The sequence below is a fragment of the Alteromonas portus genome, assembly GCF_005117025.1.
Classification (GTDB): domain Bacteria; phylum Pseudomonadota; class Gammaproteobacteria; order Enterobacterales; family Alteromonadaceae; genus Alteromonas; species Alteromonas portus.
This window is the reverse complement of record NZ_SWCO01000005.1, coordinates 685,496-698,652: the sequence shown is the minus strand read 5'-3', so window position 1 is coordinate 698,652 and position 13,157 is coordinate 685,496. Positions and strand designations below refer to the sequence as shown.

Sequence of the window (13,157 nt, the reverse complement as noted above, 5' to 3'; positions counted from 1 at the left end):
AAAAAGGGAATAACTATGGATACGATCATGCAATCTTTGGCTGGCCTGGACAACTTTGCGCTTTACTTCGGCTTGTCGATTGTTTTTTTGTTTATCTTCAAGTTGGTGTACGCCTTGGTTACACCTCACGATGAATGGAAGCTGGTAAAAGAAGAGAAAAACGTCGCCGCTGCCATCGGCTTTGGTGGTGCTATTATCGGTTTTGCTATTGCCCTGGGAAGCGCAGCCTCAAACTCTGTCGCTGTAGTAGATTTTGCTATTTGGGCGTTGGTAGCTGTGATTGCACAATCCCTAGCGTTTGCCATTTTGCGCTTCAGCTTTATGCCGAAAATCGCCGAGCGCATAAACAATAACGAAGTTTCTGCGGGTGTAATGCTTGCTAGCATGTCTATTGCCGTAGGCTTACTCAATGCCGCTTGCATGACCTATTAAGGGGGCAGCGATGACTGATAAACGAAATACTCTGCTTGATGTTATTGATAGCGTGCAAGGTGAGAAGCCCGCATTGAAACGCACCAAACATATTGACCTTAGTCGCATGCGCAAAGGTTTTTGCGTGAAGCCTTTAGCATTAGGTGTGGCCAGCGTTATTTTAAGTGGTTGTGGCGGCGAAAAAGAAGACGCCACCATTTACACCTCGCTAGAAGACTGTAAACAGGATTTTCCTGATGCAGTAGAGCGCTGCGAAGCTGCCTACCAGACAGCGGTCGACGAGGCCATGCGCACCAGTCCGCGCTTTAGCTCTGAGTACGACTGCGAACATGAATTTGGCCCTAACCAGTGCCAATATGTGAATAATAGTAGCGGCAGCTTTTTCATGCCATTCATGGCAGGCTACATGGTGAGCTCTCTGCTATCGCCAAATCGCTATTACTCACAGCCCTTATATACTTCCTATTCATATAATTCACCGTTTCGTTCACGCTGGATAACGGCAGACGGCTATGTGTTCGACGGCGACATTCGCAAAAGAAAATATCGCGTAAACAAAGACGTTTATAAGCCTAAGCCTACCGTGAACCGCACAATGAAACGAGGCGGGTTTGGTAGCAGCGTTCGTGCAAAATCGTCTTGGGGTAGCAGCAGCCGTAAAGGCGGCTGGGGCGGATAACTATGTTTAGAATGCCTTGCCAGCCTCGCAAGGGCTGGCAGCAGTTGGCTAACGAGTTTGGTTTTCATTTCCACACCATGTATGGCGAGCCTTATTGGGATGAAAGTGCCTACTACCAATTCACGCTAGCGCAAATTGAAAACGATATTGAAGACCCCACAGCCGAGCTACATCAAATGTGCTTGGCAGTGACCGAAGATGTGGTTAATAGTGAGGAATTACTTACTCGTTTTCGGATCCCAGAGCAACATTGGGACTTAGTAAGAAACAGCTGGCAGGAAAGAGCCCCCAGTTTGTATTCACGCCTTGACCTTGTCTATAGTGGCAAAGGGCCAGCTAAGCTGCTAGAAAACAATGCAGATACGCCCACCAGCTTGTATGAATCTGGGTTCTGGCAATGGCTGTGGCTTTCACAAAATGTGGATGCCGGCAAACTAGCCCTGCACGCTGATCAGTTCAATAGCTTGCAAGAAAAACTAGTTCATCGCTTTCGCGAAATAGCATTGCACTACAACATTAATCAACTGCACATGGCGTGTTGTAAAGATACCGTAGAAGACCGCGGAACAGTACAGTACCTACAAGACTGCGCTACAGAGGCCGGGCTTTTAGCTGACTTCGTTTTTATTGAAGACATTGGGTTAGCGGACACAGGCGTTTTTACCGATCTTCAAGACGCGCCAATTACAGACTGCTTCAAGCTTTATCCTTGGGAATTTATGCTGCGCGAAGAATTTGGCGACGTGTTAGAAGATGCCCAGGTTAATTGGATAGAGCCCCCATGGAAATCGATAATTTCCAATAAAGCCTTGCTTCCTCAGCTTTGGAAGAAATTTAAAGGCCACCCGAACCTGCTTCCCGCTTATTTTTCAGACGAAATAAACACAAACACACTATCAGGAAAGTGGATTAAAAAGCCTCTGTTTTCTAGGGAAGGCGCGAATGTTTCTATCATTGAAGGTGGAATTGAGAATAAGCTTAGCGATGGTCCTTACGGCGAAGAAGGCTATATTGTTCAAGCGTTTGAACCTTTACCCGTTTTTGAAGGTAACCATACACTTATTGGTAGTTGGTTGGTGGATGACATGCCCGCAGGTATTTCAGTAAGGGAAGATGCATCTGCTATTACCCAAGATCTCTCTCGCTACCTTCCCCATATTATTTTGTAATTTATTTAAGGGGGCCTTTTTATGAAGCCGCTTTCTTTTCAAATTCGCGTTCTGCTAACGTTAGGTGCACTATTAATCGTAATAGAAGTAGCAAACTTACTTACCGGCAATGCACTTAATCAGTTTGGTGTAGTGCCTCGCACCCTGTCAACCTTGCCATATATATTCACAGCCCCGTTCCTTCACGGTACACCCACCCATTTAATGGCTAACTTGGTGCCTCTTTTGCTGTTCATGTGGCTTACTATGCAGTGGGGAAAACGCACGTTTCTCATCGCTACGCTAAGCGCACTGCTTATTGGTGGTTTAGGCGTGTGGCTATTCGGTAGAAGCGCTACGCATATTGGCGCGAGCGGCATGGTATATGGCTATTTTGGTTTCCTTGTATTAGCAGGTTTTAGAAGTAACAAAGTGCGGTATTTACTTATTTCACTTGTAGTTGCGGCGCTATACGGAGGAATGCTGGTTGGTGTGCTTCCCACATCCAAATTTATTTCCTTTGAATATCATCTGTTTGGCTTTATTGGTGGCTTATTTGCCGCATGGCACTGGGCACGCTAATTAGTTTACGTATAATTAGCCTCAAGATAAGACGTTTTAGTTAGATATGTCAGCAGTACAAGAACCTACACAAAAGAACCAAGGCTTTTTCGGCAACCTCGCGTTTAACATTGTTATTCCTGTGGTGCTAATGAGCTATGCAAGTTCAGAAGATTACCTAGGCCCTGCGTGGAGCATTGTGGCGGCACTCAGCTTTCCTATTGGTTATGGCCTTTGGGATTTAAAAGAGTCGGGAAAGGTCAATGGCTTTTCCATTTTAGGTATTATAAGCGTACTACTTACTGGTGGGTTTAGCTTACTTAAACTGCCTGCCGAGTATATTGCGATAAAAGAAGCCGCTATTCCGGGCATTATCGGTATCGCAGTACTGGTCACCCAGTACTCTAATAAACCCTTGGTCAAAATGCTTATTTTGAACGACCAGATCATAAACTGGCCTCACCTAAACCAAGTTCTTGATGCGAAAGGCAAGCAACCAGAATTTAAAAAGAAAGTTGCGGTGAGTTCTTATATTGTAGCCAGTTCGTTTTTCCTCTCTTCTGCACTAAATTATATCTTGGCAAAAATGATATTGGTCAGTGAGCCTGGCACAACGGCCTACACTGAAGAACTTGGCCGAATGACTGCGCTTAGCTACCCAGTTATTGTGATCCCGAGCATGATTTTGCTTATTGCAGCGCTCTGGTATTTGTTTGCTCAAATCAAAAAAATTACTGGCGAAGAACTCGATAACTTTATTAATCAGTAAAAAGACAGTTGATAAGGGGCTTAACGCCCCTTTTTGTATTTAACATGCCCTTCCCCACAATTAAGGCTGTTACATATCTATTATCCTAAGCCACCAAAGCAATCCCTTAGACGCATAAGAGTATCAGCCCATCAAATTTTTGCACCGCTTTTAACCAAAAAGCGTGGGTATTACGTATACTCTCAAATATAAAAATAACCCGTTCTATTAGAACATGTAGGCGCTAATTTAAAGCGCGCATAGCACCTCTAGCATTACGCCATAAGCGCTGCGTATTGCGTATAACGTATAGCGTATTGCGTGCGTTCTCGCTCCTTCGTGTTCACAAGAAAACGGCTCACAACAAAACGGCAAACTATGCTGACAATAAAAGACTTAAAGAAATCTTTTTCACAGACAGGGGCTCCGCTCATCAACAACCTTAACCTTACTGTAAAGGCAGGTGAATCGGTGAGTATTCAGGGGGCTTCTGGCTGCGGTAAATCTACCTTGCTGTCGCTTATTGCTGGGTTTGAGACGCCCGACGGTGGAGATATTGCGGTAAATGGATTGTCGATTGCCAGCAACAGCAAACTCGATAACACATTTAAAGCGAGGGATATCGACAATTTTCGCAAACAGCATTTAGGTATTGTGTTTCAAAGCTTCAATTTATTCGACTGTTTTAATGCGTGGGACAACATTGCCTTTACTGCAAGGCTAAAAGGTAATGTAGATAACGACTACCAATTAGCGTTAATGGAGCAGCTTGGGATATTACCCCTAGCGCAAAAGCCCCTAAGTCAGTTATCTGGCGGTGAACAGCAGCGCTGTGCCATTGCTAGAGCACTTGTACATCGCCCCTCGCTTATCTTGGCCGACGAGCCCACCGGCAATTTAGACGAGACCACCAGCGAAACCGTGTCTGACTTACTCTTTAAAACCTGTAAAGAGGCCAACACTTCTCTTGTTGTGGTTACTCATAGCCAAGACGTCGCGGTAAAAGCAGACGCCGCTTTGCGGCTACACAAAGGGGTATTAGAGAGTGTGAATTGTGAAAGTCCAGAGCAAACCTTGTCTTCACCAATAGCAGCAAGCTAATTACAGGTGAAAGACGTTAGTGATATGAGCCTTGTGAAAAACACATCGAAAACATCAAGTAGGAAGATAACGTGCTACGCACTTTATTGTTAACGCTTTCTAGCTTACTAGCAATGGCAAAGCAAAGGCCGTGGGAGCCTCTGCTCATTATGACCGCGATTGTACTGGCCAATGCTGGCTTAGTTACCGTTTTATTGATAAACGAAGGCGCTACACAAGGTGAACTGTTACAGTCGAAGCAAGGGCTTACCTTGGGCAGTATCATAACTCCAGCAGACAGTAGAGCTCGCTTTACACAAAGCGATTATGCCACGCTTCGCAAGCAGGGTTTTACCCAGCTTGTTGCGATAGCTGAAAGAAACGTTACCCTATCGTGCAATGGCAGCGAGCCCACAGCAACAACTCTCACATTACTTGGTGTTGATACTCAGCCTCTTTTAGGAAGTACATTTGGAGCGAGAGGTTTTGAGGCGCCTGCCCAAAACGATAGCGCTGTTTCACTATCCTATTTATCGCAAAATGCGGGGAAATCTAGTGAAATGGAAAACCGCCAGACGTCAGCAGGAATTGTATTACGCTCAAATTCTGGGGTCGACTTCGCTGTAAATGGGCTTATTCACCCCTTAACGAACGCAAAACTAACCTGTCACGACACGCTCAATGAAGCCGATAAAAAATCCGCGCCTAGTCCCTATTGGCCTGCAACGGTTAGCGCGTATGTGAGCAGTTTTGCCCCGCAAAATACAATTTTGATCTCTATTGATGAGTTTTACAGAGGCGGGGTAACGATTAGAAATGATAAACCTGTTTTACCTGTTAATCTGGACAATGCTAAACGCGCGCAAGAGAATCAAGCAAAGCAACATAAAGCTTACGTTCCACTTTCCGGGTTTATTGCACTTTCACCGCTATCACAGCAGCATTTAAGCCAAATAGAAACCCTACTTGGAATACCTGTAAAGCAAACCACTAGTAATACAGACAATGACACCGGTTCGTTGCCAGATAGTTTTAGACTAAATCTTTGGGCAATGAGTGGACTGATGGGCGTTGTGGCGCTTTTTATAGTACTGAACGCGCTAAACTTGATGTACCGAACGCGGCTACCCAATATCATTCGTTTACGTCAGCTGGGCATATCTCAGCGAATTTTAAGTGTTGCCCTATTCACCGAGTTGCTTGTTTATTGCGTAATAAGTATTCCAATTGGCATGTTCATCGGTTTTCAAGCGGCGTCATGGTTGTCACCTGTGATAAACAGTACGTTTACGTCATTGTTTAACGCTGTATTTGTTAACCCAGACGTTAATCTGCTTTTCACCTTCGGCTTCGCTTTAACAACGACCTTAATATCGCTGGTTGTTTTTTCGTTAGTTTCTATCATTAAGCTTTCAAATGCCCTAACCGTAGCGCCTGCCAAAAAAGAAAACGCGTTAGGTCAATTTGCCGTAGGTCTTATCTCATTATGTGCCCTACTACTGTTATTTATCGCTGAGAAGTTCGTATCTTCTACTGCTTCAGCACTTTTCTTTGTTGCATTATTACTTCTTACCAGCTGCGCACTAGTACTTCTTTGGTTACCCACTTTGTCTAAGCTGCTGACTAGATTTGTACCAAAACAGTGGCCCGTGTTTCACTACGTCATTGCTAACATGCATTTACTGTCTAGTAAAACCCGTCTTGCCGTTTGTGCATTCTTTATCGCGCTTACCGCAAATATTGGTATGAATACCATGACGGACAGCTTTAGAGACGCCACTGAACAGTGGTTAACGCAAAGGCTTTACGCGCCTTTCTATCTGTACACCGACGCGCCACTTAGACGTATTGAAACGTTATCTACCAAATCGTTACCACCGCTTGTTTTAACTCCTTTACTTAAGGCAGAGGGAGCTGTCATTGGCTCACATGCTCAAGAAGAAACACATGAAGTCAGTAACAGACCGCCCACTTACGTTTCTATCAGTAGCTACCCCGTTCACCAAAATGGTAAAAAGGCGCTTGTCCTCGATGATGTAATAAACAACGACCTCAACACAGTGTGGCGTGAGTTTACAGAAGGGAAAGGGGTATTCATCAATCAGCAATTAGCGTTTGCCCTTAACGCAAAGTTAGGACACACGCTAGATATAGAAAATATTCGCCTTCGTAAAACTGCAAATTCAAGTTCTTCGGCGGTTAATCCATCTAGCGAGGCTTATAGCTCGCCGCAAGAGAAAACTACTGACCCAACACAAGGCTCACAAAGTAGTTCGTCGAACTCAAACGTATTTGCAGCGACGCCACAATGGAAAGTTCTGGGGATTTATCCTGACTACGGTAACCTGAACGGGCAAATATTAGTGCCTCTTCCCTCTTTTAATCGGAACAACCCCCTAATCAGAGACCAACTTTTTTCCGGTGTAATGGCTATTTACCCAGAGCCGTCTATTGAGGCTAACGTGATAGGCGACAACAAACAAAACGCCTATAGAAAGAACATCCTCGAACAGCAGCTAAAATCACAGTTAGGGGAACACCGCGATATTGCCCTTTATACCCGACAAGCGCTGTTAAATACCTCTATGCAGACCTTTGATCGTACCTTTATATTAACCGACGGCCTTAACATTACCACCCTATTGGTGGCGGGCGTTGCCTTCGCTGTTTCGCTGACGGTACTAACAATTGGCAGCGCTGCACAGTTATCTGTATTACGTGCCCTTGGCGTTAGTCAGCTTAAAGTAAAAGCTTCTCTGTTTGCGCAATATCTGCTGCTTTGTTTTATTTCAGCCTTGCTCGCCATTCCTTTTGGCGTGTACTTGGCCTATGTTTTTATTCAACAAGTAAACCGGCATGCGTTTAACTGGGTGTATCCACTTTCTCTTAATGCTCAGGTTATTCTTTCAAGCGTGGGGTTATCGCTGCTTATTGTTTCACTGGTGCTGTTGTTACCCCTAGGAAAACTTAAGCCGAAAATTGATTTAAGGCAGGAAGTTCAGCTATGACAGACCAATTACGGCGCGTCAACACCACATTTTCGAGATTTAATGCCAACCTATTTTTAGTACTTGTAGCTATCTGTTTCACGTTGAGTGCATGTACTGAAAACCCAAAAGATGAAAACGAAGCTTTGGGAACCTCCACGCCAAACGGCTTTTTTGGAAACATGCAGTCGAGTGATTCCTTCACGCCAGTACAGCGGGACTATATTGTGGAGTTACCGCACGACCACAAGAGTCATCCCGATTTTCAATTAGAGTGGTGGTATCTTACGTTTGTGTTAAGTACTGAAGACGGGCAAGAGTTCGGCCTTCAATATACACTTTTTCGTTTCAATACTGAGCTAAATGCCCCTGTAAGCGCTAAGGCTAATGCTAATGCTGAAAATAGTGCTGAAGTTAACGCCAAAAGTAAATCCGAAAGTAGCGCTAAAAGTAGTGCTAGTCATAGCTCTGAAAATAACCTCCATACTAACGCCAACAACCATATCGCAAGAAACTGGAGCAATGGCCAGCAATGGATGGGACATGCTTCGCTGCACACCGCTGAACAGCATTATTTCGAAGAACGATTTGCAAGCGGCGGCGTAGGTAATGCCTACGTGAATCAACAACCCTTTGCGATAGTTATTGACGATTGGGTTTGGAAAGCGGCACAGGCGAAGGTCCAATCAGGTGCAGAAAGCAAAGCCATGTTCCCGTCCATGTTAAAAGTCGCTTTCGGGCAAAGCAGCACGCATCATCCGGTCAAAATAAATGGAAAAATCCCCGCTACCGCTGCAGACAGCTTATCAGAATTAAATGATGCACCGGGCGTTATCGCCGTCAAAGTCTCGCTTAACCTAGATACCTATGGGCCTTTCATCAAACAGGGTGATAACGGCTACAGCAAAAAAACACAAGACGAACGCCTTCGCTCTTACTATTACAGCCAACCGTTTATTAACGCGAAAGGTACGTTAAACATAGAGGGCAATAGCGTAAAAGTTACGGGTAAAGGCTGGTTTGATCACGAATGGACGAGCCACTTAGCCAACAGTGAAGCCATGGGATGGGATTGGTTCTCGCTGCATTTAGGCGATGGAAGTAAATTGATGGCGTTTCGCATGCACGCCATGAATAAAAGCATGAAAAATAGCAAAAGCAAACACAGCGAAATATTCACAACGGCTAGCTATATAGCGGAAAATGGCACGAAAGAAACCATCGAGCAAGTCAACGTATCAATTACGCCAATGTCCTATGAAACAATCAACGAGGGAGAGTCACCTCGCTCTGTTCCCACCGCTTGGCGTATTCAAATACCAGAAAAAGATATTGACCTATCCATTCGCCCATTCAAGGAAAACCAATGGAATAACAGCTTATTTCCCTATTATGAAGGGCGAGTAGAAATAAAAGGCTCCCACTCAGGGAGCGGCTTTATGGAATTGACAGGCTACTAAGTTTTTTGACCTCTGATCTAACAGCAGTACCGTTAACGCTAATAGATAGACCAATTGATGCGTTCACTTAGTGATGTCAAAGCCGCCACGCCTAGCTGAGAATTACCCACGCTATTAAGCGCTGGCGAAAACACGCATATTGAAAAGCGGCCCGGTACAACAGCCACTATGCCTCCGCCCACGCCACTTTTACCCGGCAAGCCTACTTTAAAAGCAAAGCTCCCAGCTTCGTCATACATACCGCTGGTCGCAAGAAGTGCGTTGACTTGTTTGGTCTGGTAGGGAGTAAGCACTTGTTCATTTGCGCAAGTAGAAAAGCCTGCGTTAGCAAGAAAGCTGGTTGAACGGGCTAAGTCCTCACAACTCATTTCTAACGCACAATTGTGAAAGTAATTGCGAAGCACATCTTCTACTTCATTTTCAAAATTTCCGTAAGCCTTCATCAAATATGCCATCGCTGCATTGCGAGAACGATGCTCATATTCAGACTCTGCCACTACTTTGTTAACCATAATGTCGCCATTACAGCTTAAACGTCTTACGAAGTCTCGCATAGCGATATAAGGGGAAGCGAACCGAGATTGCACCATGTCACTAACGACCAGTGCGCCGGCATTAATAAAAGGGTTACGTGGAATGCCATTTTCATACTCCAGCTGTACAAGAGAGTTAAATGGCAATCCAGAAGGCTCGCACCCTACTCGCTCCCACATGGTTTCACCGTAATGATTGATGGCTAACACAAGATTAAAGACTTTTGAGATACTTTGGATAGAAAAAGGAACGCTCGCATCGCCTATTGACGTTATTTGACCGTTTGTGTCGCAAATTGAAATGCCAAATTGCCGTGGGTTCACCGTAGACAATGCGGGAATATAGTCAGCAACTTTTCCCATGCCCAACATAGGTTCAACTTCATCATAGATATCTTGAAGTAATGCCAGCATTTCGTTTTTCATGGTTTCCATTTCCTATTTACTGCAAATAAAAATAAAGCGCCTATGTTAAAAACACTGGCGCTTCAATTTCTGTACTTACAATGTAGCGATTAGTTACAGCGCCAATCTTCTTTAAAGTCACATAGGCCATCATCATCTTCGTCTGACGTAAGCTCGATGTTGGTCGATACCTTTTTTGAAACTTTATTCGAATTTGAGTCGATGGCTAGTGACTGCTTTTTATCAATAAAACCGAAAATTGTCTTTGCAATATCTGTGTTATCAATTTGCCCCATCAACGATTTATAACCAGTTCCAAACGCAAATACTTCGACGTCTACCCCGGTGTGACCGCCTGTTGTCCACCCCGTATTTGTTTTGGTATCTAAGAAGGTTTTTACTGCCATATAGCGGGTTTCATCATCTTGGTTCGATACGCTGTCTAGAGTAGCGAGTTCTTCTTCGCTCAACGACAAGCCTAGCTTCTGAGCCACAAACTCGCCTGGGTTTTCTTGGTTTGCCATATCTAAAGCAATTGTCATTACCGAGGCTGACATTGACTTAAGATGCTCTGGGCTCCAGCGGTAATCACCGTTTGCGCCAATAGTTAAACCGCCTGTACTGTGATCAGCGGTCAATATCACAAGAGTATCAGGGTGTGTGTTTACATACTCGCGCAGATATTCCATGGTTAGCGCCAAGTCATGCATCTCGGCCATGGCGGAAGCAATGTCATTTGCGTGACCAGCCCAGTCTACTTGGCTAGCTTCCACTAAAAGAAAGAAACCATTGTCGTTTTCTAGGTGTTTAATCGCATGTTGAGTTAGGTATTCAAGACGATTTTTGCGCTTATCATCGAGTACTGCAGGCAGCGCTACTGGCGCAAACAGGCCGAGAACGTTACTTCCCACTGGCACCGAAGCCAGACGGTTATATGAATCAGCATATTCATAGCCAGCATCAATAAACTGCGCCAAAATATCTCTATCATCGCGCTCAAAGTAAGAAGTTCCGCCGCCTAACATCACGTCAGCAACAAACTTACCATCTACCCGAACATCAAAGAAATCTTCAGCAATTTCATTGTAGTTTTTACGACTTTCGTTATGTGCAATATATGAAGCGGGAGTCGCATGAACAATTTGAGACGTTACTGCCAAACCAGTACGCATGCCTTTACTTTTAGCATGGTACATAACAGAGTTTACCGGTTGTTTATTTACATCGACACCTATTGCACCGTTGTATGACTTAACACCGGTAGCTAGAGCCGTTGCGGCGGCTGCTGAATCGGTAACGTAACCAGAGACTTGAGCAGGATAAGTAGATGCATTGCCCACTAAAATATCATCAAACACCACCGATTCTACGTATGGTGTTGATGGGTCATCTACGTAATTGCGATAGGCCGTGGTAAAGGCAGGCCCCATACCGTCGGCTACAACCATTATAATATTTTTCGGTACACCTTTGGTTTGAGTACCAGTTGCACTTGCTGATTCGGTCATAGATTCAGTGATACCACAACCCGCAAGAACAGCAACAGACGCACAACTTAATAATGATGTGCGAACAAATTGTTTAATCATTTAAACTTCCCTGAGTAAGTAAAGGTGTCTACGAGTCTGGTTACCCGTAGATACAACAATATGGACACTATCGCGAAATTCATTGATGTTAGTGAAGCGATAAGACGTAATAGTGTAAAGCAGGCTGACAAGATGCTCAAAGCTTTTGGATAAAATAACGCAAGCGCGAGATGACCAGATGGTCATCTCATCCAATTAGCAACTTTTAAGAAGGTAGCGATTACCTATTTTGTGATGAGAGATATTCGCGCATGCGCTGTTGCGCCACGTCTACGAGCATATCGGGCTGGAATTTAGAGATAAACCTGTCGCATCCCACTTTTTCGACCATGGCGTCGTTGAAACTTCCACTTAATGATGTGTTGAGTGCTATGAATAAATTGCTCATACGCGGATCGTTACGCACTTCTGAGGTGAGACGATAACCATCCATTTCTGGCATTTCTGCATCAGTAAACATGAGCAGAATCTCGTCGGTAGGATTTTTACCTTGGTCGGCCCACTGTTTAAGCAGCGCTAATGCTTCAGCACCATTTTTGCGTTCAATGATGCTTATGCCTAACTGCTCTAACGTGTCTTTAATTTGTTTTCTTGCTGTGCTTGAGTCGTCCACTATCAAGACTTTTTTACCTAAAAAGTGATTCACTATCTCTTTATCTAGTACTTCTTCAGAGATAGACGTGTCGTAATCGATGATTTCCGCGAGCACTTTTTCGACGTCGATAATTTCTACTAGCTCTTGCTTACCCTCGACATTCACCTGAGTTATGGCGGTTAAATAATTAGATTTACCAATGCCGCTAGGCGGCGGTTGGATAGTTCCCCACGATGTATTAACTATGTTTTTAACTTCACCGATAATAAAACCCTGAACACTTCTATTATATTCAGTGATAATGACATTCTTCGCTGTTGCCTGTGTGGCTGCGCCCCGCATTTTGATTGCCTGACGCAAGTCGATAATCGGAATGGAGCTTCCGCGATAATTCATTACGCCTTTCAAGTTGTGATGCGAACCAGGCATTATATTGAGCTTGGGTACGTTTATAACTTCTTTAATTTTAAAGACGTTCATGGCAAAAATGTGTCGCGTTCCTAATTGAAACATCAAAAGCTCAAGCCTGTTTTCACCAACAAGCTTGGTTCTTTGGTCGACCGACGACAATACACTGCTACTCATAACACCCACTTTTACATTTTATAATCAACAACCTACCGCAAATCTAGTATATACAACCTTTGAAACTGCGCAGTTGTGACACTCTAAGGCTAAAGTTACCCTGCCCACCTATACAAAGCTATTACCCATTTAGCTAATAGACAGTTGAAAAAACCAGCACTATTAGGGGGTTATCAGCACAAAACCACGTAGCCATCAGATAAAAAACCGTTTAACACCCTAACCGAAATCTTAGTCAATACTTGGCATTTCAACATTAAGCTAAATCTTACACAGCAATGCTTCTACGCGAGTACTTCCTAAATATAGGCGAACATTTTAGAACTCGCCTAGAACAGTAAGCTGCCCCAAGCTC

General features: G+C 44.2%; 11 protein-coding genes. 8 read left to right on the top strand and 3 right to left on the bottom strand.

Annotation, left to right across the window (positions count from 1 at the left end; genetic code table 11):
• Window positions 1–15: 15 nt before the first annotated feature.
• The 8 genes from E5672_RS10935 (at window position 16) to E5672_RS10900 (ending at window position 9,095) form a co-directional block, all read left to right on the top strand.
• Window positions 16–432: a DUF350 domain-containing protein gene (locus E5672_RS10935; protein WP_014950196.1), complete on the top strand. Its 417-nt coding sequence runs from the start codon at window positions 16–18 to the stop codon at window positions 430–432.
• A 10-nt stretch (window positions 433–442) separates the two neighbouring features.
• The gene (locus E5672_RS10930; protein ID WP_136782229.1) at window positions 443–1,111 is read left to right on the top strand and encodes a DUF1190 family protein; all 669 of its coding nucleotides are present in this window, start codon (window positions 443–445) and stop codon (window positions 1,109–1,111) included.
• Window positions 1,112–1,113: 2 nt separating this feature from the next.
• A complete protein-coding gene (locus tag E5672_RS10925; RefSeq protein WP_136782228.1) occupies window positions 1,114–2,280 on the top strand; it encodes a glutathionylspermidine synthase family protein in 1,167 nt (388 codons plus the stop codon).
• A 21-nt stretch (window positions 2,281–2,301) separates the two neighbouring features.
• Complete coding sequence (locus E5672_RS10920; RefSeq protein ID WP_014950199.1) at window positions 2,302–2,841, top strand: rhomboid family intramembrane serine protease; 540 nt, start codon at window positions 2,302–2,304, stop codon at window positions 2,839–2,841.
• A 46-nt stretch (window positions 2,842–2,887) separates the two neighbouring features.
• Complete coding sequence (locus E5672_RS10915; protein WP_039218203.1) at window positions 2,888–3,589, top strand: VC0807 family protein; 702 nt, start codon at window positions 2,888–2,890, stop codon at window positions 3,587–3,589.
• Between the two features lie 357 nt (window positions 3,590–3,946).
• Window positions 3,947–4,669: an ABC transporter ATP-binding protein gene (locus E5672_RS10910; RefSeq protein ID WP_136782227.1), complete on the top strand. Its 723-nt coding sequence runs from the start codon at window positions 3,947–3,949 to the stop codon at window positions 4,667–4,669.
• A 71-nt stretch (window positions 4,670–4,740) separates the two neighbouring features.
• Window positions 4,741–7,656: an FtsX-like permease family protein gene (locus E5672_RS10905; protein ID WP_136782226.1), complete on the top strand. Its 2,916-nt coding sequence runs from the start codon at window positions 4,741–4,743 to the stop codon at window positions 7,654–7,656.
• Window positions 7,653–9,095, top strand: coding sequence for a lipocalin-like domain-containing protein (locus E5672_RS10900; RefSeq protein WP_136782225.1), 1,443 nt, complete (start codon window positions 7,653–7,655; stop codon window positions 9,093–9,095). Before E5672_RS10905 ends, E5672_RS10900 begins: the two co-directional genes overlap by 4 nt.
• Before the next feature lie 38 nt (window positions 9,096–9,133).
• Here the strand turns inward: E5672_RS10900 and glsB are convergent, their stop codons facing one another.
• The 3 genes from glsB to E5672_RS10885 all read right to left on the bottom strand — a co-directional run bounded on the left by glsB (window position 9,134) and on the right by E5672_RS10885 (window position 12,802).
• The gene (glsB, locus tag E5672_RS10895; protein WP_136782284.1) at window positions 9,134–10,042 is read right to left on the bottom strand and encodes a glutaminase B; all 909 of its coding nucleotides are present in this window, start codon (window positions 10,040–10,042) and stop codon (window positions 9,134–9,136) included.
• Window positions 10,043–10,143: 101 nt separating this feature from the next.
• Entirely contained in the window at window positions 10,144–11,622 is a 1,479-nt protein-coding gene (locus E5672_RS10890; protein ID WP_136782224.1) for an alkaline phosphatase, read from the bottom strand.
• Window positions 11,623–11,842: 220 nt separating this feature from the next.
• A complete protein-coding gene (locus tag E5672_RS10885) occupies window positions 11,843–12,802 on the bottom strand; it encodes a chemotaxis protein CheV (RefSeq protein WP_136782223.1) in 960 nt (319 codons plus the stop codon).
• Between the last annotated feature and the right edge of the window lie 355 nt (window positions 12,803–13,157).

Bases quoted from the DNA above. Each gene is read 5' to 3' on its own strand.
- E5672_RS10935 (WP_014950196.1), top strand. From the start codon at position 16: ATGGATACGATCATGCAATCTTTGGCTGGCCTGGACAACTTTGCGCTT.
- E5672_RS10930 (WP_136782229.1), top strand. From the start codon at position 443: ATGACTGATAAACGAAATACTCTGCTTGATGTTATTGATAGCGTGCAA.
- E5672_RS10925 (WP_136782228.1), top strand. From the start codon at position 1,114: ATGTTTAGAATGCCTTGCCAGCCTCGCAAGGGCTGGCAGCAGTTGGCT.
- E5672_RS10920 (WP_014950199.1), top strand. From the start codon at position 2,302: ATGAAGCCGCTTTCTTTTCAAATTCGCGTTCTGCTAACGTTAGGTGCA.
- E5672_RS10915 (WP_039218203.1), top strand. From the start codon at position 2,888: ATGTCAGCAGTACAAGAACCTACACAAAAGAACCAAGGCTTTTTCGGC.
- E5672_RS10910 (WP_136782227.1), top strand. From the start codon at position 3,947: ATGCTGACAATAAAAGACTTAAAGAAATCTTTTTCACAGACAGGGGCT.
- E5672_RS10900 (WP_136782225.1), top strand. From the start codon at position 7,653: ATGACAGACCAATTACGGCGCGTCAACACCACATTTTCGAGATTTAAT.
- glsB (WP_136782284.1), bottom strand. From the start codon at position 10,042: ATGCTGGCATTACTTCAAGATATCTATGATGAAGTTGAACCTATGTTG.
- E5672_RS10890 (WP_136782224.1), bottom strand. From the start codon at position 11,622: ATGATTAAACAATTTGTTCGCACATCATTATTAAGTTGTGCGTCTGTT.
- E5672_RS10885 (WP_136782223.1), bottom strand. From the start codon at position 12,802: ATGAGTAGCAGTGTATTGTCGTCGGTCGACCAAAGAACCAAGCTTGTT.